General features: G+C 72.2%; 17 protein-coding genes. 12 read left to right on the top strand and 5 right to left on the bottom strand.

What is annotated here, in order from left to right:
• Window positions 1-19 precede the first annotated feature (19 nt).
• From metX to IE242_RS02850, 5 genes are all read left to right on the top strand, one after another.
• The gene (gene metX / locus IE242_RS02870) at window positions 20-1,186 is read left to right on the top strand and encodes a homoserine O-acetyltransferase MetX (protein ID WP_229858077.1); all 1,167 of its coding nucleotides are present in this window, start codon (window positions 20-22) and stop codon (window positions 1,184-1,186) included.
• A 31-nt stretch (window positions 1,187-1,217) separates the two neighbouring features.
• Window positions 1,218-2,537, top strand: a complete 1,320-nt coding sequence (locus IE242_RS02865; protein ID WP_189854918.1) for an APC family permease — start codon at window positions 1,218-1,220, stop codon at window positions 2,535-2,537.
• Between the two features lie 82 nt (window positions 2,538-2,619).
• On the top strand, window positions 2,620-3,924 hold the full coding sequence (locus tag IE242_RS02860; RefSeq protein WP_189854916.1) for a homoserine dehydrogenase: 1,305 nt from the start codon (window positions 2,620-2,622) through the stop codon (window positions 3,922-3,924).
• An 82-nt stretch (window positions 3,925-4,006) separates the two neighbouring features.
• Window positions 4,007-5,311: an aspartate kinase gene (locus IE242_RS02855; protein WP_189854914.1), complete on the top strand. Its 1,305-nt coding sequence runs from the start codon at window positions 4,007-4,009 to the stop codon at window positions 5,309-5,311.
• Window positions 5,308-6,666: a glutamate-5-semialdehyde dehydrogenase gene (locus tag IE242_RS02850; RefSeq protein ID WP_189854912.1), complete on the top strand. Its 1,359-nt coding sequence runs from the start codon at window positions 5,308-5,310 to the stop codon at window positions 6,664-6,666. The genes IE242_RS02855 and IE242_RS02850 overlap by 4 nt, the downstream gene beginning before the upstream one ends.
• 20 nt (window positions 6,667-6,686) lie before the next feature.
• Here the strand turns inward: IE242_RS02850 and IE242_RS02845 are convergent, their stop codons facing one another.
• Window positions 6,687-7,601, bottom strand: coding sequence for a LysR family transcriptional regulator (locus tag IE242_RS02845; protein WP_189854910.1), 915 nt, complete (start codon window positions 7,599-7,601; stop codon window positions 6,687-6,689).
• Between the two features lie 104 nt (window positions 7,602-7,705).
• On the opposite strand from IE242_RS02845, the gene IE242_RS02840 reads away from it, so the two are divergent.
• The 7 genes from IE242_RS02840 to IE242_RS02810 all read left to right on the top strand — a co-directional run bounded on the left by IE242_RS02840 (window position 7,706) and on the right by IE242_RS02810 (window position 15,961).
• Window positions 7,706-8,536, top strand: coding sequence for an oxidoreductase (locus IE242_RS02840; RefSeq protein WP_189854908.1), 831 nt, complete (start codon window positions 7,706-7,708; stop codon window positions 8,534-8,536).
• 230 nt (window positions 8,537-8,766) lie between these two features.
• Window positions 8,767-9,999, top strand: coding sequence for a DUF4190 domain-containing protein (locus IE242_RS02835; protein WP_189854906.1), 1,233 nt, complete (start codon window positions 8,767-8,769; stop codon window positions 9,997-9,999).
• Window positions 10,000-10,145: 146 nt separating this feature from the next.
• On the top strand, window positions 10,146-10,898 hold the full coding sequence (locus IE242_RS02830) for a GntR family transcriptional regulator (RefSeq protein ID WP_189854904.1): 753 nt from the start codon (window positions 10,146-10,148) through the stop codon (window positions 10,896-10,898).
• Between the two features lie 388 nt (window positions 10,899-11,286).
• Complete coding sequence (locus IE242_RS02825) at window positions 11,287-11,478, top strand: SPOR domain-containing protein (RefSeq protein WP_189854902.1); 192 nt, start codon at window positions 11,287-11,289, stop codon at window positions 11,476-11,478.
• A 59-nt stretch (window positions 11,479-11,537) separates the two neighbouring features.
• Window positions 11,538-11,954: a (deoxy)nucleoside triphosphate pyrophosphohydrolase gene (locus IE242_RS02820; RefSeq protein WP_189854900.1), complete on the top strand. Its 417-nt coding sequence runs from the start codon at window positions 11,538-11,540 to the stop codon at window positions 11,952-11,954.
• A gap of 421 nt (window positions 11,955-12,375) precedes the next feature.
• The gene (locus tag IE242_RS02815) at window positions 12,376-12,783 is read left to right on the top strand and encodes an ATP-binding protein (RefSeq protein WP_189854898.1); all 408 of its coding nucleotides are present in this window, start codon (window positions 12,376-12,378) and stop codon (window positions 12,781-12,783) included.
• 259 nt (window positions 12,784-13,042) lie between these two features.
• Window positions 13,043-15,961 carry a SpoIIE family protein phosphatase gene (locus IE242_RS02810; RefSeq protein WP_373299437.1) on the top strand — a complete coding sequence of 973 codons (2,919 nt, stop codon included), beginning with the start codon at window positions 13,043-13,045 and terminating at the stop codon, window positions 15,959-15,961.
• 112 nt (window positions 15,962-16,073) lie between these two features.
• Here IE242_RS02810 and IE242_RS02805 read toward each other — a convergent pair whose 3' ends face one another.
• The 4 genes from IE242_RS02805 to sdhC all read right to left on the bottom strand — a co-directional run bounded on the left by IE242_RS02805 (window position 16,074) and on the right by sdhC (window position 21,638).
• Window positions 16,074-17,933 carry a TPM domain-containing protein gene (locus tag IE242_RS02805; RefSeq protein WP_189854893.1) on the bottom strand — a complete coding sequence of 620 codons (1,860 nt, stop codon included), beginning with the start codon at window positions 17,931-17,933 and terminating at the stop codon, window positions 16,074-16,076.
• Window positions 17,934-18,021: 88 nt separating this feature from the next.
• A complete protein-coding gene (locus IE242_RS02800; protein ID WP_189854891.1) occupies window positions 18,022-18,801 on the bottom strand; it encodes a succinate dehydrogenase/fumarate reductase iron-sulfur subunit in 780 nt (259 codons plus the stop codon).
• Window positions 18,798-20,738 (bottom strand): fumarate reductase/succinate dehydrogenase flavoprotein subunit, encoded by a 1,941-nt coding sequence (locus tag IE242_RS02795; RefSeq protein ID WP_189854889.1) that lies wholly within the window; start codon window positions 20,736-20,738, stop codon window positions 18,798-18,800. Before IE242_RS02795 ends, IE242_RS02800 begins: the two co-directional genes overlap by 4 nt.
• Before the next feature lie 42 nt (window positions 20,739-20,780).
• Window positions 20,781-21,638, bottom strand: coding sequence for a succinate dehydrogenase subunit SdhC (sdhC, locus tag IE242_RS02790; RefSeq protein WP_373299435.1), 858 nt, complete (start codon window positions 21,636-21,638; stop codon window positions 20,781-20,783).
• Between the last annotated feature and the right edge of the window lie 7 nt (window positions 21,639-21,645).

Below are 21,645 nucleotides of genomic sequence, written 5' to 3'. Positions count from 1 at the left end.
GACAACAGGGGGAACTGTGGTGTTCACGGACTGGCCCGCGCCGACCAGCGAGCATCTGTCGCTCGCCGAGCCCTTCCCGGGCGACCGTCCGTTACGTCTGTCCTCGGGGGCACCGCTCGCCCCGGTGCAGGTGGCGTACGAGACCTTCGGCAGGCTGAACGACACGCGGGACAACGCGGTGTTCGTCTGCCACGCACTGACCGGCGACTCGCACCCGGCGCGGCATCACGCCGATGACGCACCGGGCTGGTGGGAGACGATGGTGGGCCCCGGCAGACCGGTGGACACCCGCAGATACTTCGTGATCTGCGCGAACGTCGTGGGCGGCTGCGCGGGGACCACCGGCCCGTGGGCACCGGGGCCCGACGGGCAGCCCTACGCGGGAGCGTTCCCGGAGATCACGGTGGCCGACATGGTCGGCGTCCATCGCGCCCTGCTGGCCACCCTGGGAATCCGCAGGCTGCGCGCTGTCGTCGGCGGATCGCTGGGCGGGATGCAGGCCCTGGAGTGGCTGCTGCGGCACCCGCGGGACGCGGACGGATTCGCGATCATCGCGGCCACGGCACGGCAGAGCGCCGACAACCTCGCGTGGAACGCCGTCGCGCGGTACGCCATCCGCAGCAGCGCCGCGGCCGCCGCGGGACCCGCGCGGGAGGCCGGACTGCGCGAGGGACTCGGTACGGCACGGATGATCGCTCATCTCACCTATCTCTCGGAGCGGTCGCTGCACCGCAAGTTCGGGCGCGCGCCGCGCAGAACCGGGACGCGTACCCATCCGTCGTCCCTCGTCCAGGGCGACTTCGCCGTCGAGAGCTATCTGGAGCACCAGGCGGACAAGTTCCTGCGCCGCTTCGACGCGCAGAGCTATCTCCAGCTCCTCGGCGCCATGGACCACTTCGACGCCTTCGCGGTGCCCGACCGGCTGCACACCCTCGACGTCCTGCCCGACGTACTGCTCTACAGCTTCACGTCCGACCGGCTCTTCGGCCCGGAGCACAGCGAAGGCATCCGGACCGAACTCGCGGCGCGCGGTCTGTCCGCCCGGCACGAGCGGGACGTCACGAGCGACGTCGGGCACGACGCGTTCCTGCTGGAGGTCCCCGGTTTCCTGGCCGTCGCGGACCGGTTCCTGAGGGGTGTGGACCTGCGGTCCGGCACCCTGCGCGACGGCCTCGTGCCCAGCTGACACCGACCACTTCCCACGGAGAGAAGAACACATGAGTTCCAGCCATCGCATCGGTGTCGCACAGGGCACCGCGCTGTACGTCGGCGCGGTCCTCGGCGGCGGTGTGCTCGCACTGCCCGCCCTGACGGCGCGTGAGGCGGGCCCGGCGTCCCTGGTGGCCTGGGCCCTGATGGTCGCCTTCTGCGTCCCGATCGCCGGTGCGTTCGCCGCCCTCGGCATGCGCTACCCCGACGGCGGCGGGGTGGCCACGTTCGCCGCCAAGGCGTTCGGTCCCCGCACCTCCGCCCCCGTGGGCTGGCTCTTCTACTTCGCCGTACCCGTGGGCACGGCGAGCGCCGCCATCGTCGGGGGCTCCTATGTGGCCGACGCCCTGGGCGGCGGCTACCTGATGTCGCTCGCCGTGGCGGCGGTCCTGCTGTTCGGCGCGTACATCAGCAACTGGCTGGGCCTCAAGCTCTCCGGCGGGCTGCAACTGCTGCTCGTCGGGATGCTCGCCGCGCTCATGGTCGTGGCCATCGCCGTCGCGGCGCCGGACGCGCAGAGCGAGCACTTCACCCCGTTCGCGCCGCACGGCTGGCTCGCCGTCGGCCACGCCGCCACCCTGCTCTTCTTCGCCTTCTCCGGGTGGGAGGCGGTGTCCCACCTCTCCGGCGAGTTCTCCGATCCCCGCCGCCAGCTGCCCGTCGTCACCGGGCTGACCATCGTCACCGTCGCCGTCCTCTACCTGGGTGTGGCCACCACCTCGATGGCGGTGCTCGGCTCCGACCCCGACCGGTCCTCGGTACCGCTGACCCTCCTGCTGGAACGGGGCATCGGCGACTCCGCCCGGGCCGTCACCGCCGTCGCGGCCGCGCTGCTGACCTTCGCCACGGTCAACGCCTACATCGCGGGCGGCTCCCGGCTCGGCGCGGCGCTCGGCCGGGACGGCGACCTGCCCCGCGTGCTCGGCAAGGGCCACCGCGCGGGCGAGATCCCCAAGCGCAGCCTGGTCGTCCTGGCGTCGCTCACGGCCGTGCTCCTGACCTGCGCCGCCGTCCTGGACATCCGGCTCGACCCGATCATGACTGCGGCCTCGGCCTGTTTCGTCGCGGTGTACGTCGCAGGGCTCTCGGCCGCGGTCAGACTGCTGCGCGGCAGCACCTTCGGCCGGCTGGGCGCCGTCGTCTCGCTCGTCGCGGTCCTGACGGTCTTCTGCTTCTTCGGCTGGTACCTGCTGCTGCCCGTGTCCCTCGTCATCGGCGCGCTGGTCTTCCAGCGCTGCACGTCCGGGCGCGGCAAGGGAGCCGACACGAGCGGAACCCCGGTCGCCGAGGACAGCCGCGAGTCCTCCTCCGCATCCGTCGCCGGCTGAGCGGCACGAGCCGGACCGGCACGAGCCGGACCGGGACGACCGGCCCGGCGAGCGGACCATCCACGAACACAGGGGGAACCACATGAAACGCACAGCGGGACCGCTCCGCGTCGCACTGCTGGGGCACGGCACCGTGGGCGCCGAGACGGCCCGCGCCCTCACCGGGCGCGCCGCCGAGCTGTCCGCCCGGATCGGCGCGCCCGTCGAGCTCGCCGGCATCGCCGTACGCCGCCCACGGACGCTGCCCGGCATCGACGGCTCCCTGGTCACCACCGACGCGCACGCCCTGGTCTCCCGCGGGGACATCGATGTGGTCGTCGAGCTGATCGGCGGCATGGAGCCGGCCCGCTCCCTGATCACCACGGCCATGGAGACCGGGGCGTCGGTGGTCACCGCGAACAAGGCACTGATCGCGAGCGAGGGCGTCGATCTGCACCACATCGCCCGTAAACAGGGCGTCGGCCTCGCCTACGAGGCGGCCGTGGCGGGCGCCGTGCCCGTACTGCGCCCGTTGCGCCAGTCCCTCGCCGGCGACCGGATCCAGCGGGTGACGGGCATCGTCAACGGCACGACGAACTTCATCCTGGACCGTATGACGAGGTCGGGGGGCACGTTCCAGGGCGCCCTGCACGAGGCCCAGCGCCTCGGCTACGCGGAGGCGGACCCCACGGGCGACGTGTCCGGCGCGGACGCCGCGGCGAAGATGGCGATCCTGGCACGGCTGGCCTTCGACACCGAACTTCCGATCGAGCGGGTTCAGTTCGAGGGCATCACCCACATCGGCCCGGGCGACATCGCCCACGCCGAGGCCGGCGGCTACGTGATCAAACTGGTGGGGACGTGCGACCGCACGCCGGACGGCGTCAACGCGCGCGTCCACCCCATGCTGATCCCGCTGGAGCACCCGCTGGCCGGAGTGCGCGGCGCCGACAACGGCATCCTCGTGGAGGCCCGGGCCGCGGGCGAGCTGATGTTCCACGGGGCCGGCGCGGGCGGCCTCGCCACCTCGAGCGCGGTCCTCGGAGACCTCGTGGAACTGTGCCGCGACCGGGTGGCGGGTCCGGGTACGGCACCGGCCGAGTTCTCCCAGGTGCTGCCGCTCAGGCCGCTGGCGCAGGTGGCGGGCCGATACCACGTCAGCATGTTCGTCACCGACGAGCCGGGAGTCCTCTCGCAGGTCAGCGCGGTCTTCGCCGAGCACGGAGTGTCGCTGGAGACGGTCCGGCAGGAGGGCCTGGGCCCGCAGGCGCAGCTGGCGCTCGTCACGCACCGGGCCACGGACGCCGCCGTCACCGAGGTGATCGCCGGACTCGCGGCACTGCCCTGCGTCCTGGGCACCGTCCGCAGCATCCGCATCCTCGGGCACCGGAAGGAGCCGGTGGGTTGAGCACCGGACTGCCCGCGCCCGCCCGCCGGACGGGGCCGCTGGACCGAATACCGGGAACGGCAACAGAAAGGCAGGACGACGAATGACGCTCGTCGTGCAGAAGTACGGCGGCTCCTCGGTGGCCGACGCCGAGTGCGTCCAGCGGGTCGCGCGGCGCGTGGCGGCGGCCCGGGAGGCGGGACACGACGTCGTCGTGGTGGTGTCCGCCATGGGCGACACCACGGACGAGCTGATCGACCTGGCCGGGCGGATCACCTCCGGTCCCGCGGGCCGCGAACTGGACATGCTGCTCACCGCCGGGGAGCGCATCTCCATGGCACTGCTCGCCATGGCCGTCACCGAACTCGGCCACCACGCGACCTCGTTCACCGGTTCGCAGGCGGGCCTCGTCACGGACGCCGCCCACGGCCGGGCGAGGATCGTCGAGGTGGCACCCGCCCGGATCCGTACGGCGCTCGCGGCCGGGTCCGTCGTCATCGTGGCGGGCTTCCAGGGCATGGCGCAGGACACCCAGGACGTGACGACCCTGGGGCGCGGTGGCTCCGACACCACCGCGGTGGCACTGGCCGCGGCCCTCGGCGCCGACCTGTGCGAGATCTACACGGACGTCGACGGCGTCTTCACCGCCGATCCGCGGATCGTGCCCACCGCCCGTCTGATGCCCGCCGTCAGCCACGAAGAGATGCTCGAACTCGCCGCCCACGGAGCCAAGGTCCTGCACTCGCGCTGCGTGGAGTTCGCCAGGCGGTACGGGGTTCCGCTCCGGGTGCGCTCCTCGTTCGCGGACGACGTCGGCGACGACCCCTTGACCGGTCGCGGCGGTACGCGCATCACGTCCACCACGGAAGGAAGAACGGACCACGCCATGGAAGACCCGCTGATCTCCGGGATCGCACACGACCGCAGTCAGGCGAAGATCACCGTCGTCGGCATCCCGGACAAGCCGGGAGCCGCTGCCGCGGTGTTCACCGCGCTCGCCGGTGCCGGATGCGACGTCGACATGATCGTGCAGAACGTCTCGGCGGAGGCGACGGGCTGCACGGACATCTCCTTCACGCTTCCGGCGTCGGCGGCGAAGTCCGCACTGGACGCCCTGAAGGGCGTCGAGGAGAGCAGCGGATTCCTCGGGCTGCGCCACGACGACCGCGTCGGCAAGCTCTCCGTGGTGGGCGCCGGGATGCGTGCGCACCCGGGGGTGTCCGCCACCTTGTTCTCGGCCCTGGCCGAGACCGGGGTCAACATCCAGATGATCTCCACGTCGGAGATCCGTATCTCGGTCGTCGTCCACGTCGACGACCTGGAGGCCGCGGTCGGCGCCGCGCACACCGCCTTCGGCCTCGACAGCGAACAGATCGAAGCCGTGGTGTACGGAGGTACCGGCCGATGAACCCCTGCACGTCGCTCGCGGCCGGCACGGTCCGCGAGGCCGCCCTGGCGGCCCGGTCCGCCGCGGACCGGCTCGCCGCCACCACGGGAGCGGAGCGCGACGCGGCCCTGACCGCCATCGCCGCCCGGCTGACCGCCCGCGTCACGGACGTCCTGGCGGCGAACGAGAAGGACCTGACCGCCGCCCGTGCGGACGGTCTGCCGGACGCGGTGCTCGACCGCCTGACGCTGGGTGCCGAGCAGATCGAGGCCCTCGCGGCCATGGTGCGCGATCTCGCCGACCGCCCCGACCCGATCGGCGAGGTGGTCCACGGGTCGGTCATGCCCAGCGGCCTGGACGTGCGGCAGGTCCGCACGCCCATCGGTGTGGTGGGCATGATCTACGAAGGCCGCCCCAACGTCACCGTCGATGCCGGCGTGCTCTGCCTCAAGAGCGGCAACGCGGCGCTGCTGCGCGGCTCCTCGACCGCCCGGCACACCAACACCGCACTGATCGAGGCCATGCGGGAGGGCCTCGCCGACGCGTCGCTGCCGCCCGACGCGCTGCAGGCGGTACCCGGCACCACCCACGCCTCCGTGCGCGAACTCATGTCCCTGACGGGCCTGGTGGACGTACTGATCCCCCGCGGCGGCCACCGGCTGATCCAGACCACGGTGCGCGAGTCGGCGGTCCCCGTGATCGAGACGGGCGTGGGCAACTGTCATGTCTACGTGGACGAGCACGCCGATGTGGACATGGCTCTGGCCATCCTGCTGAACGCCAAGACCCAGCGCCCGTCGGTCTGCAACGCCGCCGAGTCGCTGCTCGTGCACGCCGCCGTCGCCCCCGCGTTCCTGCCCCGCGCCCTGGCGGCGCTGGCCGACCGGGGGGTGACCGTGCACGGGGACGAGCGCGTGCGGGCCCACGACGCGGCGGTGGTGCCCGTGACGGACGAGGACTGGGGGCGCGAGTACCTGTCCCTGGACATCGCGGCCGCGGTCGTGGACTCCCTGGACGCGGCCGTGAACCACATCCGGCTGTACGGCAGTGGCCACACGGAGGCGATCGTCACCGACTCCCAGGCGGCGGCCCGCCGCTTCGTCGCCGCGCTGGACACCGCGGTCGTGGCGGTCAACGCCTCCACCCGGCTGGCCGACGGAGCGGAGCTGGGTCTCGGCACGGAGCTGGGGATCTCCACCCAGAAGCTGCACGCACGGGGGCCGATGGGCCTGGCCGCCCTGACGACGACCAAGTACGTCCTGACGGGGGACGGCCACATCCGTGGCGCCTCCGCACCCCCCGCGACACCAGGACTGAGCTGTGACGATCTCGCCGAGCCGCACCCTGGAGGTCCCGGACCGGCTCGCGGAGCCTGACCGTGCGGTGACGGCCGCGTTCACGCCCGCCCCGTCACCCGCCGGCAGGCCTCCGCGTACGCCCGTACCAGAGGGCGGTCGCCGTCCGTGCGACGCCAGGCCAGGGCGTACCGGCTGGGGGTGAGGCCGCGTACGGGGCGGGCCGTGACGCCGCCCAGGGTGAGCAGGGGGACGTTGCCCGTCGCGACGAGGCACACACCGAGGCCGGCGACCAGAGCCTCGTACGTCTCCTCCGTGCTCGCGATCTCGGCGGCGATGCGGGGCGGGCGGCCGCCGCGGGCGTCCAGGGCCAGGAAGTGGTCCCGGAGCGGGCCCGTGCTCTCCGGCAGGGCGAGGAACGGTTCGTCGAGCAGGTCCGTGAAGTCGATCTCCGTGCGGGCGGCGAGCGGGTGGGTGTCCGGGAGGGCGACCATGCGCGGCTCCTCCGCGACCACCGTCCAGGCGTAGCGTTCCTGGCCGGGCAGCGGCAGCCAGACGAACGCGACGTCGGTGGAGCCGTCCGCGAGGCCTGCCGTCGGGTCCTCCCAGTTCACCTGGCGCAGCCGGATCGCCGCGCCGGGGTGCGCCGCCGTGAAGCGGGAGCGGACGGCGGGCAGGAGGCCGCCGCGGCCGGGGCTGGTGCTCATCCCCACGACCAGTGTGGTGCGCTGAGCCCTCCTGGCCTCCTCCACCGCCGCCGCGCCCTCCTCCCAGGAGACCAGCACCCGCCGGGCGTGCGGCAGCAGTGCCGTACCCGCCGCGGTGAGCGCCACCCCGTGCCGGTCGCGTCTGAACAGGTCCACGCCCAACTGCCGTTCCAGCGCGCGGATCTGCTTGCTCAGCGCGGGCTGTGACACGTACAGCCGCTCCGCCGCGCGGGTGAAGTGCAGTTCCTCCGCCACCGCAATGAAGTAGCGCAGGTCGCGGCCGTGCACATCCGTTCTCGTCATGCCCATCGGTTATCACCGTGGGTCTTGGACGGGCAACCACCGGGCTCAGCACTCTTGTTGAGGCAGGCGGGCAAGCAGGCAAGCAGGCCATGGAGAGATGGGGAGTGGTCATGGACAAGGTGTGGCTGGTGACCGGCGCGAGCAGCGGTTTCGGGCGGGCGATCGCCGAGGCCGCGATCGCCGCCGGCGACGTGGTGGTGGGCGCGGCCCGGCGGACCGACGCGCTGGACGGGCTCGTGGCCGCCCATCCCGACCAGATGGAGGCACTGCGTCTGGACGTCACCGACACGGCGGCGGTCGAGGCGGCCGTGAAGGACGTCGTGGCGCGGCACGGGCGTATCGACGTGCTGGTCAACAACGCCGGGCGCACGCACGTCGGCGCCTTCGAGGAGACCACCGACGCCGAGCTCCGCGCCCTCTTCGACGTGCACGTCTTCGGGCCCGCGGCCCTGGTCCGCGCCGTCCTGCCGCACATGCGGGACCGGCGCTCGGGCGCGATCGTGCAGATGAGCAGCATGGGCGGGCAGCTGTCCTTCGCGGGCTTCTCGGCGTACAGCGGGACGAAGTTCGCCCTGGAGGGCATGTCCGAGGGGCTGGCCGACGAGGTGGCGGAGTACGGCATCAAGGTGCTGATCGTCGAGCCGGGCGCCTTCCGCACCTCGCTCTTCGAGGGCGCCCGGGCGGGCATGAGCGCGGACAGCGGTGTGTACGCCAAGGTCGGCGAGACCCGCACGCTCGTCTCCGGCGGCGACGGCGCCCAGCCCGGTGACCCGGCGAAGGCCGCGGCCCTCGTCCTCGCCGCGCTCGACGCCGAGCGCACCCCGCTGCGGCTGCCGCTCGGGGACGACGGCGTCACGGCGGTGCTCGGCCACCTCGACCAGGTCCGGGAGGACGTGACCGCCTGGGAGGAGCGGACACGGGCGACGGCTTTCGACGGCTGACGAGGGACGTACGAGGAACTGACGAGGGACTCAGGAGGAACTCGCCAGGAGCTGACGAGCAACTGGCGAGCAACTGGCGAGCAGCTGACGAGGACGGCTCAGGGCCCGGGCCGTCCTCCGGTCGACCCCAGCGGTAGGTGCTCCGCTTACCGGCCCCGCCCGTCCCCCGCTTACCATGCGCCCAAGTCGTACGTCAGTTCCCATATTTCCGACGAGAGGCAACGGTACCCGTGGCCATACCTCCGCCCCCGGGGCCCCAGCAGCCCGATGGCCAGAATCCGCCGCCCCAGGGCCAGTACCCGCCGCCTCCCGGCCCGTATCCGCCCCCGGGCCAGCCGTACCCGTACCAGCACCCCCACCCGCCGCAGCCCTGGCCGCAGAGCTACGCCCCGTACGGTTCCCTCCCGCCCGTCAACGGCTTCGCCATCGGCGCGCTCGTGCTCGGCGTCCTGTGCTTCGTGCCGTTGGTCGGGATGATCCTCGGGACCGTCGCGCTCGTGCAGATCAGGAAGAAGGGCGAGCGCGGCAAGGGCATGGCGGTCAGCGGCATGGTGCTGTCCCTCGCCGGCACCCTTCTGCTGGTGGTCTCCCTCGCCACGGGCGGCGGCCGGGCCTTCTGGGAGGACTTCGGGGAGGCGGTGCGGGAGAGCGGGAGCACCTTCTCGGTGGACAAGGGGGAGTGCTTCGACGCGCCGGGCGGCTCCCTGGAGGGGTACGCGTACGACGTCGACGAGGTGCCGTGCGACGGCGAGCACCACGCCGAGGTCTTCGCCGGCTTCCAGCTTCCCGACGGGAAGTGGCCCGGTGAGGACGAGATCACGGAGGTCGCCGACGACAGGTGCTACACGCTGGCGGGCACGTACGCCATGGACTACTGGGCCTGGCCGGCCGACGTCGACGTGTACTACTTCCTGCCGACGCGGGACAGCTGGGGACTCGGCGACCGCGAGATCACCTGCATGTTCGGCAGCGTGGACGGGACGAGCACGCTCACCGGCTCGCTGCGCACCGACGAAACGATGCTGGACGCCGACCAGTTGGCGTATCTCGAAGCCGACGCCCTGCTGTACGAAGCCCTGGCCACCGCGCCCGAGGAGGAGTACGTCGAGGACGCGCTGGAGGAGCACAAGGCCTGGGCGTCGCGGCTCGACAAGGCCCTCGGCGAGCAGATCGCGATGCTGCGCGGGCATGCCTGGCCGGCGGCCGCCGACGGGCCGGTGGCCGGACATGTGAAGGCCCTCGAGAGCGCCCGGGAGGAGTGGGCGGAGGCGGCACGCGTCAGCGACGCCGACGCCTTCTACGAGCACTATGGGACGGGCGGTTTCCTCCTCGAAGGCACCCCCACCGTCACAGCGCGCAAGGCTCTGGGCCTGGCTACGACACCGCCCGTGTACGGAGAGGGAGCCGCCGGAGAGTACGAAGAGGAGGACGGCGGAAGGGACGGCCTCGGTACGGAGGTGTGACGGCGGCTGCAGCGGGGAGGAAGTGCCTGGGTAGGCGTCGGTCGGGCCTATGTCATCACTTCGAGTGATTCCCTGGCCTCTGCTTGCACGGGAGAACCCGCGGTTGCCACGCTGTTGCTGTCTGTACAACCTGATGGGAGCGGCCAGTGACATTCGGTGAGCAGCCGGCGTACCTGCGCGTCGCAGGGGATCTCCGCAAGAAGATCGTCGACGGTTCGCTTCCGCCCCATACGCGGCTCCCCTCGCAGGCCCGCATCCGCGAGGAGTACGGCGTCTCGGACACGGTCGCGCTGGAGGCGCGCAAGGTGCTCATGGCCGAGGGGCTCGTCGAGGGCCGCTCCGGATCCGGCACATATGTGCGGGAGCGGCCCGTCCCCCGCAGGATCGCCCGCTCCGGGTACCGGCCCTCCAGTGGCGCCACGCCCTTCCGCCAGGAGCAGGCCGACGCCTCGGCGCGCGGCACCTGGGAGTCGCACAGCGAGCAGGCCGAGGCGAGCGTCGCGGTCGCCGAGCGGCTGGGTATCCGGCCCGGTGACCGCGTGATGTGCAGCAAATACCTGTTCCGCGAGGCCGGTGAGCCCATGATGCTCTCCACGACGTGGGAGCCGCTCGCCGTGACGGGCCGTACGCCGGTGATGCTGCCCGAGAAGGGACCGCTCGGCGGCATGGGCGTCGTCGAGCGCATGGCGGCGATCGACGTGGTCGTGGACAACGTCACCGAGGAGGTCGGCGCCCGCCCCGGCCTCGCGGAGGAACTCCTGGCGCTCGGCGGCGTGCCCGGACATGTCGTCCTGGTCATCCAGCGCACGTTCTATGCCTCGGGACGCCCGGTGGAGACGGCGGACGTGGTGATCCCGGCGGACCGTTACCGGGTGGCGTACCACCTGCCGGTGAGGTAGCCCGGCCGGTGGGGCGTCCTGGAGGGTTCCGGGTCCCTGGTTCCGGTTCCGGGTTCCGGAAGCTTCGGCGGGCCCAATTCGCGCCGACTCGGCAGTAGGTGGAATCTAGCCGTTCTTACGGCCGCGCAGCGGAGCGTACGGCCCGTGCTCCGTCGCTGCTCCCCGCCCTTCGCTCGCCGCTCGCCGAGGCGCCGCAGGGGCGCAAACGAGGTGGTCGACGGCGCGTCCGTTCGGATCTGCCTCCTGTGCCATGGCTGGTTGCGTACCTCATTGTGAGAACGCGTATTCGCTGAGTGAAGGTTAGGCGTACGCTCAGGCATATGCGGATTGCGGTTTCCTCAGGTGGCGGGGCACGGCGCATGCCGGGACAGGGAAGTGGAGGGTCGCGATGAACGACGGCACGATCACTCTTCCCTGGCTCGTCATAAGGGAGGACGACAACGGGGATCGCTACCGCGTGGGCAGGTACGCGACGAGGGCCGAGGCGCAGAAGATCGTGGACCGCCTCGACTCCGGTGGCGGCGGGCCCAAGCAGCTCTACTGGGTGGAGAAGATCGGGCAGAACGGGCGGAACGGATAGCGTCGGGATCCGGTGAGAGGCGCCGCTCGCCTCCCCTCGGCTCCCGTAGGCTCCCGCGCATGACCGAACCGATCGTGGTGGTGGGAGCCGCCCTGCTGAGCGGCGGGCGTCTGCTCGCCGCGCGTCGCAGCGCACCGCCTGAGCTGGCCGGACGCTGGGAACTGCCCGGCGGAAAAGTGGAGCCCGGCGAGACCCCCGAGCAGGCCCTCGTCCGTGAACTGCGCGAGGAACTCGGCGTCGAGGCGGAACCGGCCGAGCGTGTGCCCGGCGAGTGGCCCGTGAGATCCGATCTTGTCCTGCAGGTGTGGACCGCCCATCTCGTCTCCGGTGAACCCGGACCCCTGGAGGACCATGACGAGTTGCGCTGGCTGACCCCGGACGAGGTGTGGGACGTCGACTGGCTGGACCAGGACGTCCAGGCCGTCATGGAGACGGTGCGGCTGGCGTGGGGGAGGGAGGGGACGGAGGCCCGCTGAGCGGGTCGGCGAGGGCGAGCGGGGGAGCGGAGTCTCCTCGCTCGCCCTTCGGTGCGAGTGGGTGGTGGGGAGTGGGTGAGTGCGCAGGGATGCGGTGCGATGTGCTGGGGTGCGTCGGGCCGCACCCTGGTGTCCGCACGGTCCGCGAGGTCGCGGTCATGCGCCCGTACGGTTTTGCGCGTCGCACTCCTTGTGTCCGTACGGTGTGATCTCCCGCTCGTACGGTGTGATCCGCCGTTCTGTCGCACCGTATGCGCTCCTGTGCCCTCTCGGGTGGCGGGAGGCATGCGGCCTGTCGGGCGTGCTCCCTCTACGCCGTTAGTGCCACAGTGCGCTCGCATGCGCGGTACTGGATAGCCGATATCGGGTATGTGGCAATTAACCCCGTTAAACCGGACACCCTCCGCTGCTGGCCTGGGAAGTGATCGGCGTGATCGACACCGAAGGCGACTGCGCCACTTGGACGTTCCCGGCCGAACCCGGTGCCGTCCGCTCCGCTCGCAACGCCGTACGGGACCAGCTGTGCGCCTGGACCCTGGGATCGGTCGCCGATGTCGCCGCGCTGCTGGTGAGTGAACTCGTGACCAATTCGCTGCGGCATGCGACCGGACCCATCGGCGTACGCCTCGTCCGTCCCGTGGGTCCCTTGGGTGTTCTTCTGGTCGAGGTCTCCGACCCGCTGCGGGACCCGCCCCGCGAGCGAACGGCGAGCCCCGACGACGAGAGCGGGCGCGGTCTGCTGCTCCTGGCGCGCTCCTCGCGGGCCTGGGGCACCCGGCCGGAAGAGGCCGGCAAGACCGTGTGGTTCGAGCTGGCGGTGCCGGGCTGAAGCACGTTGGGTGACAGGGCGGCTCCCCGGGGCGCACGGAGAGCGTCGAATTCAAGCCAGCGGCGTCACCGGAGGTGTTTGGTTCGAGGGGGCACCACCTGGTTAGAAGACTGGGAGTATGGCCCGGCGGGTCCAAAAACGATCGGGACCGTGCTGTGATCGTGAACACCGTGTCGTGCGGCGCCGTAGTGCTGGATACTGCGGGCAGCCGCCCCCGGTGACCGAAGCCGGACGCGGTGAGCTGGAGGGGACGGTTCGCGTGAGCGAGATACCAGCGAAGGCCACGGAGTCGGAAGACCCGTCGGACGGCGCGAGGGCTGAGGCCGCGAGCGGTGCCGTCGCGGGTGGACCTCCACGCGACGGCACATACGGCAGAAGCGCTTGGGCGGCGGGCCGCCGGTCTGATGACACGAGCCACGGCAGGGACGTGCGTGATGGTGCGGGCGCGGGCCATGGCGAGAATGCGCGCGATGGCGCGGGTGCCGGCCACGGCGAGGACGCGCGTGACGGTGCGGGTGCCGGCCATGGCGAGCCCGGCCCGGCGCAGCCGGCGGGGGGCACCCCGGTCCGCGGTATGTCCGGTGCGGCGGCCGGCGGGCAGGTGCCCGGTGAGCAGGTGCCCGGTGAGCCCCTCTGGCAGAGCAGTCCGCCCGGTTCCATGTACGACTACATAAGGGTCGCCTCGTTCTCGATCGGCCCCGACGGACTCGTCGACCAGTGGAGCCTGCGCGCCGAGCAGATCTTCGGCATCCCCGCCGAGCGTGCCGTCGGTATGGACCCCATCGAGGCGTTCGTCGCGCCCGATCTGCGCGACCGCGGCCAGCGGAAGATGGCCGAGATCCTCGACGGCCGCGAGTGGACGGGCGTGATCCCGTTCCGGAAGCCCGACGAGGCGGACGGGGACGCGGACACGGGGGACACCGAAGGGCTCGCCGAGGTGTATGTGATGCCCACCACCACGGACGCCGGTGAACGGGCCGCCGTCTGCATCGTGGTGGACGTGCGCACCCTGCGCCGGATCGAGACCGATCTCGCCGCCTCCCAAGCGATTTTTGGTCAATCTCCGTTCGGTTTCTTGCTGATCGACCCTGATCTGCGGGTACGGCGCGCCAACGAGCGCTTCGCCTCCACCTTCGGCGGGAAGCCCGCCGACCACCGCGGGCGCGGCGTCCGCGACTACCTCGCCTCGCCGGAGGCCGAGCGCGTCACCGCGACCCTGCGCCGGGTCCTGGAGACCGGCGAGACGATCACGGACATGCACATCACGGGTGTCGTGCCCGGTTCCGACGAACGCCGTCACTGGTCCATCAACCTCTACCGCGTGCACAGCGGCACCGGCCGCCCCATCGGCGTCGCCTGGCTCGGCACCGACATCACGGCCCGCCGCGCCGCCGCCCGCGAGGCCGCCGCCGCCCGGCGCAACCTCGCCCTGCTGAACGAGGCCGGCGCCCGGATCGGCAACTCGCTCGACCTGGAGACCACCGCCCGCGAGCTCCTCGACGTCGTCGTCCCCGGCTTCTGCGACCTGGCCGGCGTCGACCTCTACCAGGGCCTGCTGGTGGGCGACGAGGCCCCGCCCGGACTCGCCGACGGAAGCGCCGAGCTGCGCCGGGTGGCCTACGCCTCCGCCGTCTCCGGCGCACCCCTCGTCGGCGGCCCGGCGCCCGTCGCCGTCGGCGCGGTCCACCACTACGCCTTCAACTCCCCCTGCGCGGACGCCCTGCGCACCGCCCGTCCCCGGCACATCGCCGCCGAGGACGGCGGACGCGCACTCGTCCAGTCCACCCTGGCCGTCCCGATGGTCGCCCAGGACACGGTCGTCGGGCTGGTCCAGTTCTCCCGTACGAAGGGCAGCGAGCCGTTCGGCGAACGGGACCGCGAGCTGGCGATGGAGCTGGCCTCGCGCGCGGCCGTCTGTATCGACAACGCCCGCCTGTACCGGCGCGAGCACCAGCGCGCCCTGATCCTGCAGCGGTCCCTGCTCCCGCCGGGGGACCCCGAGGCGTCCGGGCTGGACATCGCCTGCCGCTATCTGCCGGGCAACGCGGCCACCGAGGTCGGCGGCGACTGGTTCGACGTCATCGAACTGCCCGGCCACCGCACGGCGCTGGTCGTCGGCGACGTCATGGGCCGCGGACTGCGCGCCGCCGTCGCCATGGGTGAACTCCGCACCGCCGTCCGCACCCTGGCCCTGCTCGACCTCGAACCCGCCGAGGTGCTCTCGGCGCTGGACGAGATCGCGCGCGGCCTCGGCAAGCCCGGCGGACCCTCCCAGGCCTTCGGCACCCAGGGGGTCCAGGGAGGCATCCAGCAGGTCTCCCGCACGGCCCGCAAGCCCCGGGACGCGGACCTCTCCGAGGTGTACCTCGCCACCTGCGTGTACGCGGTCTACGACTCCGTGACCCGCCGCTGCACCTTCGCCAACGCCGGCCATCTGCCGCCCGTGCTCGTCGAGCCCGGCGAGGACGCGCTGATGCTGGACGTACCGCCGGGCATGCCGCTCGGCGTCGGCGGGGAGCCCTTCGAGGAGGTCGAGGTCGAGCTGCCCGAGGGCGCCCTGCTCGCGCTCTACACGGACGGCCTCGTCGAGTCCCGGGACCATCCGCTGGACGAGGGACTCCAGGCGTTCGTCGGGGCGCTCACCGATCCGTCCCGGCCCCTGGAGGACGTCTGCGACCACGTCCTCAACACCCTCGACACGCACCACGGCGAGGACGACATCGCGCTGCTGATGGCACGTGTCCAGGGGCTGCCGGCCGAGTCGGTGGGGGACTGGACCCTGCCCCGCGAACCCCGCAGCGTGGGCCGCGCCCGGGAGTACGCCCGTGCGCAGCTGCTGTCGTGGGACCTCGAACCCCTGGTGGACACGACGGAGCTGCTGGTCAGCGAGCTGGTCACCAACGCCCTGCGGTACGGCGAGGGCGAGATCCGGCTGCGGCTGCTGCTGGACCGGACCCTCGTGTGCGAGGTGTGGGACGCGGGCCTGGTGCAGCCGCGCCGCCGCCGCGCCCGGGACACGGACGAGGGCGGCCGCGGGCTGCAACTGGTCGGCCTGCTCTCCGCGGCCTGGGGATCGCGGCGGACACCGCGCGGCAAGACGGTGTGGTTCGAACTTCCGCTGCCGGACGGGGAGACGGGCCTCACGGATCCGGCGGAGGCGTTGCTGAGCCTGTTCTAGCGGCTTCCGGCAGGTCCGGCGGCTTCCGGCGGTCCGGCGGCGTTCGGCGGGTCCGGCGATGTCCGGTGGTGTCCAGCGGTGAGCGGCGGCGCCCACCGGTGGGCGCCGCCGCTCACGTCCGCCCGGCCGCCGCCCTCCGTCCCCGCGCCCCCGGCCCGCCGTAGCAGGCGGGTTCCCGCGGCCCGTCCCCGCTTTCGCCGGGTACGTGCACCGCGAGGACGCCGCCCAGCAGGGCGCCACCGTGGTCGTCGCCGACGCCGTCGCCGACGCTCCCGCCGTACGGGTCGCCGTACGCCCGTACGTCCCGCTCGGCCCGTGGCCGGGCCGCGCACGCCAGGGAGTCGGCCCGCAGGGACTCGGCGACCGGCGAACCGCCCTGCAGGGGCTCGTCGGGCGTGGGACCGTGCCGTGCCCGCTCGAGGTGCCGCTCCGCCTCCGCCAGCCGGGTCCGCGCCTCGTCGCCGACCGCACCGCGATGCGTGGTGACGAAGTCCCGTACGGCGGCCACGGAGCTGGTCGCCAGCAGCCGGGCACCGTCCCGCAGTGCGGGCCCGCCCTGTTCGTAGGGGAGGCCGCCGACACCGGCGTCGACGGCGGCCCGGACGAGGCGGCGGAGAGCGTCGAGCGGGTCGCGGGGCCCGTCGGCCGTCTCCCGGCGCACCTCGGCCACGACTTCGGCGACAGCGGCGGTTCCGGGTGCGGTGGTGACGGCGGCGGCCGTGGTGACCGGGGCGGCGGAGGCGGCCGGGGCGGTCCCGGGCGTCTCCTCGGCCTCGGGGTCCGTGGCCGCGAGGTCCGTCTCGATCTCCTGGAGCACCTCCGGCAGCCGTACCTCGGCCGCCGCCAGCTCGTCCGCCAGCCGCTCCACACCGGTCACGAGGACGTCCGCCTGGTGCACGGCGCCCTCGGCCGCCCGGAGCCGCAGGGCGGCCCTGTCGGTGTCACCCCGGTCGAGGGCCTGCCGTGCCCGGTTGAGCCGGGAGGTGGCGAACACGAGCCGGTCCTTGGCCAGTTCGACGTGGTCGGCGACGGGGTGGACCGCGGCGGGGGCGTAGCGCTCGCGGAACCCGACGAGCGTTCCCTGGGCGCCCCTGACCCGGTCGGTCAGCGCCCGGAAGCGGCCCTCAGCGCACTCCAGCGCGCCGGCCGTGTCCCGCTCCAGCGCGCGCAGCTGGTCGAACGCGGGTGCCTGCGCGTCGAGCCGCCGCCCCGCTCCCGTACACCCTGTGACGATCTCCTCCAGGGCCCGCCGGGTGTCCTCAGCGGACAGCCGGTCCGAGGCGTCGTCGAGCAGCTGCCGCAGCCGGAACGCCGCCGCCAGCTCGCCCCGCGCGGACTCCAGCGCCCGGACGAAGGGCCGCGTCGCCTCCGCGCCGCGCCGCTCCGCCGCGAACGCGAGCTCCTCGGCGCTCGTCCGTACGCAGTCGTCGGTCTCGGTGAGCAGCAGCCGCCCTCGCCGGTCCAGTTCGTCGGACGGCACGGCCGACTCGTCGGTGCCCCCTGGTGTCGTCCGTGTCCTGGTCCGCCGCGTCCGCCGTACGTGTGCGTACGCGGCGGCCGCCCCCGCCGTCCCCACCGCGGCCACCGGCAGCACCAGATCCGCGGCCATCGCCCCGTTCCCGCCGGTCTCCCCGCCGGTCTCCCCGTCCGTCTCCGGCCCGGTCCTCGCACCGGTGCGCGCGGCCTCTTCAGAGGCTTCCGCACCGGCCGTCCCGCCGGGCTCGGGCTCCGAGCGGAACGACGTCCCGGCGGAGGCACCCGGCCCGGTACGCACCGGCCCCGTACCCACCGGGCCCGTAGGCACCGGCCCCGCACGTACCTGCCCCGGTCCACCACCCGCGTCCGCCCCGAGCGGCAGTATCAGCCACCCCGCCGTCACCACTCCGCCGCACACGGCGAGCGCCACCCGCACCCGTATGTGCAGGGCGGCGTCGCCCGCCTGTCTCCGGTTGAGGCCCAGGAACGACATCATGTTCCGGAGCATATGAATGGATATGCCCGCCCGCGACCGGAAACGTGTCCGGAAACATATCCGGGGGACGTGTCCTGGAGCCGGACGCTCAGCCCGCCGAGGAGCGCCTCCGGATCTTCGAGCCCAGCCAGACCAGCGGGTCGTACTTGCGGTCGACGGTTCGTTCCTTCAGGGGGATCAGGGCGTTGTCCGTGATCTTGATGCCCTCGGGGCAGACCTCCGTGCAGCACTTGGTGATGTTGCAGTAGCCGAGGCCGTGCTCGTCCTGGGCGGTGCGCTTGCGGTCCAGGCCCGTGTCGGCCGCCGCGTCCAGGGGGTGCATGTCCAGTTCCGCGACCCGCATCAGGAAGCGCGGGCCCGCGAACGCCGGCTTGTTCTCCTCGTGGTCGCGGACGACATGGCAGGTGTCCTGGCACAGGAAGCACTCGATGCACTTGCGGAACTCCTGCGAGCGGTCCACGTCCTCCTGCTGCATGCGGTACTCGCCGGGGAGGAGGTCCGCGGGCGGGACGAAGGCCGGGACCTGACGGGCCTTGTCGTAGTTGAAGCCCACGTCCGTCACCAGGTCCCGTACGACCGGGAACGCGCGCAGCGGGGTGACCGTGATCGTCTCCTCGCGGTCGAACACCGACATCCGGGTCATGCACATCAGCCGCGGGCGCCCGTTGATCTCCGCCGAGCAGGAGCCGCACTTGCCCGCCTTGCAGTTCCAGCGGACGGCCAGGTCCGGGGCCTGGGTCGCCTGGAGGCGGTGGATGATGTCGAGGACGACCTCTCCCTCGTTGACCTCCACCGCGTAGTCCGTCAGGCCGCCGCCCCCGGTGTCCCCGCGCCACACCTTGAAGCGGGCCTGATAGCTGCTGCTCACTCGTAGAGCTCCTCTTCGGTGAGGTACTTGACCAGCTCCTCCTTCTCGAAGAGGGCGAGCAGGTCGGGGCGGATGGGTTCGGTGGTCTCACGGGTGAGGGTGATCTGGCCGCGGACCGGGTCGGTCGCCGCGAGTCCGTCCGTGGGGTCGGTGAGGGAGCAGAGCAGATTGATCCGGCGCCATTCACGCTCCATCGACGGGTGGTCCTCGCGGGTGTGGCCGCCGCGCGACTCGGTGCGCTCCAGGGCGGCGCGGGCCACGCACTCGCTGACCAGCAGCATGTTGCGCAGGTCCAGCGAGAGGTGCCAGCCCGGGTTGAACTGGCGGTGGCCCTCGACGCCGGCCCGGCGCGCCCGCACCCGGAGGTCCGCGAGCTTCTCCAGGGCCTCGCGCATCTCACCGTCCCGGCGGATGATGCCGACCAGGTCGTTCATGGTCTGCTGGAGTTCCTGGTGCAGGGTGTACGGATTCTCCGGCGGGCGCCCGGCCTCGGAGCCGGCCGTCTGGCCCTCGGCGGAGAAGGGGCGCAGCGCCTCCGCGGCGGCCGAGTCGACCTGGGTGTCGTCCACCGGGGGGCGGTCCGGCAGCTCTGCCGCGTACGCCGCCGCGTGCAGACCGGCCCGCCGTCCGAAGACCAGCAGGTCGGACAGCGAGTTGCCGCCCAGCCGGTTGGAGCCGTGCATCCCGCCCGCGACCTCACCGGCCGCGAACAGGCCGGGCACCCCGCGCGCAGCCGCCGTGTCCGAGTCGACCGCGATGCCGCCCATCACGTAGTGGCAGGTGGGCCCGACCTCCATCGCCTCCGCCGTGATGTCGACGTCGGCGAGCTCCTTGAACTGGTGGTACATCGACGGCAGCCTGCGCTTGATCACCTCGGCGGGCATACGCGTGGACACGTCGAGGAAGACCCCGCCGTGCGGGGAGCCGCGGCCCGCCTTGACCTCGGCGTTGATGGCGCGGGCGACCTCGTCGCGGGGGAGCAGCTCGGGCGGGCGCCGGTTGTGGTCCGGGTCCTCGTACCAGCGGTCGCCCTCGTCCTCCGACTCGGCGTACTTCTCCTTGAAGACGTCGGGGATGTAGTCGAACATGAACCGCTTGCCCTCGGAGTTGCGCAGCACCCCGCCGTCCCCGCGCACCGACTCGGTGACGAGGATGCCCTTCACCGACGGCGGCCAGACCATGCCCGTGGGGTGGAACTGCACGAACTCCATGTTCAGCAGCGGCGCCCCGGCGAGCAGCGCCAGCGCGTGCCCGTCGCCCGTGTACTCCCACGAGTTCGACGTGACCTTGAACGACTTGCCGATGCCGCCGGTGGCGACCACCACGGCCGGGGCCTCCAGCACGAAGAAGCGGCCGGTCTCGCGCTCGTACGCGAACACGCCCGACACCCGGCTGCCGTCCTTGAGGATCCGGGTGACCGTGCACTCCTGGAACACCTTCAGCCGGGACTCGTAGTCGCCCGTCTCCCGGTGATCCTCCTGCTGGAGCGAGACGATCTTCTGCTGGAGGGTGCGGATCAGCTCCAGGCCGGTGCGGTCGCCGACGTGCGCGAGGCGCGGGTACTCGTGGCCGCCGAAGTTGCGCTGAGAGATCCGCCCGTCCTTCGTACGGTCGAACAGGGCGCCCCAGGTCTCCAGCTCCCACACCCGGTCGGGCGCCTCCTGGGCGTGCAGCTCGGCCATGCGCCACTGGTTGAGGAACTTGCCGCCGCGCAGTGTGTCCCGGAAGTGGACCTGCCAGTTGTCGCCCCTGTTGACGTTGCCCATGGCGGCCGCGATGCCGCCCTCCGCCATCACGGTGTGCGCCTTGCCGAACAGCGACTTGCAGATCACGGCCGTACGGGCACCGCGTTCGCGTGCCTCGACGGCGGCGCGCAGCCCGGCACCGCCGGCACCGACCACGACGACGTCCCACTCCTGCCGGTCGACCACGGACATCAGAAGGCCCCACTCATTTCGTCAGGTCATTTCGTTCGTCGTTCAGAAGAAGCGCGGATCGTCGAAGGCACCGGACGCGACGAGATAGACGTAGAAGTCGGCGAGCGCCACGCTCACCAGCGACGTCCACGCCAGCAGCATGTGGCGGGCGTTCAGCCGCCCGACGAACTGCCACATCCGGTAGCGCACGGGGTGCTTGGAGAAGTGCTTGAGCTTGCCGCCGACGATGTGTCGGCAGGAGTGGCAGGAGAGCGTGTACGCCCAGATCAGCACGATGTTCAGCAGGAACACCAGCGTGCCGAGGCCCATGTGGCCCCACTGGTAGTTCTCGTCGCGGAAGGCGAGCACCGTGTCGTAGGTCAGGATCCCGGCGACGAGCACGGCCGCGTAGAAGAAGTACCGGTGGATGTTCTGCAGGACGAGCGGGAAGCGCGTCTCGCCGGTGTACTTCTTGTGCGGCTCGGCGACCGCGCAGGCCGGGGGCGAGGCCCAGAAGCCGCGGTAGTAGGCCTTGCGGTAGTAGTAGCAGGTCAGCCGGAAGCCGAGCGGGAAGATTAGGATGATGAGGGCGGGGGAGAGGCCCCACCAGCCGCCCAGGATCTCCCAGTTGGGGCCCGCGTGCATGGGCGCGCAGTTCTCCGCCAGGCAGGGGGAGTAGAAGGGCGAGACGTACGGGGCCGCGTAGTAGTACTCGTTCGCGAAGGCCCGCCAGGTCGAGTACACGACGAAGGCCAGCAGGCCGGCGGCGGTGACGGCGGGCGCCAGCCACCAGCGGTCGGTGCGCAGATGGGGGGCGGCGATCGCGGCGCGCGTACCGGCGCGCACGCCGCCGCGGCGCGTATCGCCGCTTGTCTCGCTGCTCGAATCGCTGTTCGTCTTGGGTTCCGTACCAGTGGCCAACTTATGA

The organism is Streptomyces poonensis, from assembly GCF_014650915.1.
In the GTDB taxonomy this organism is placed as follows: Bacteria; Actinomycetota; Actinomycetes; order Streptomycetales; family Streptomycetaceae; genus Streptomyces; species Streptomyces poonensis.
The sequence above is the reverse complement of the archived record's forward strand: the minus strand, read 5'-3'. Positions and strand labels throughout refer to the sequence as shown.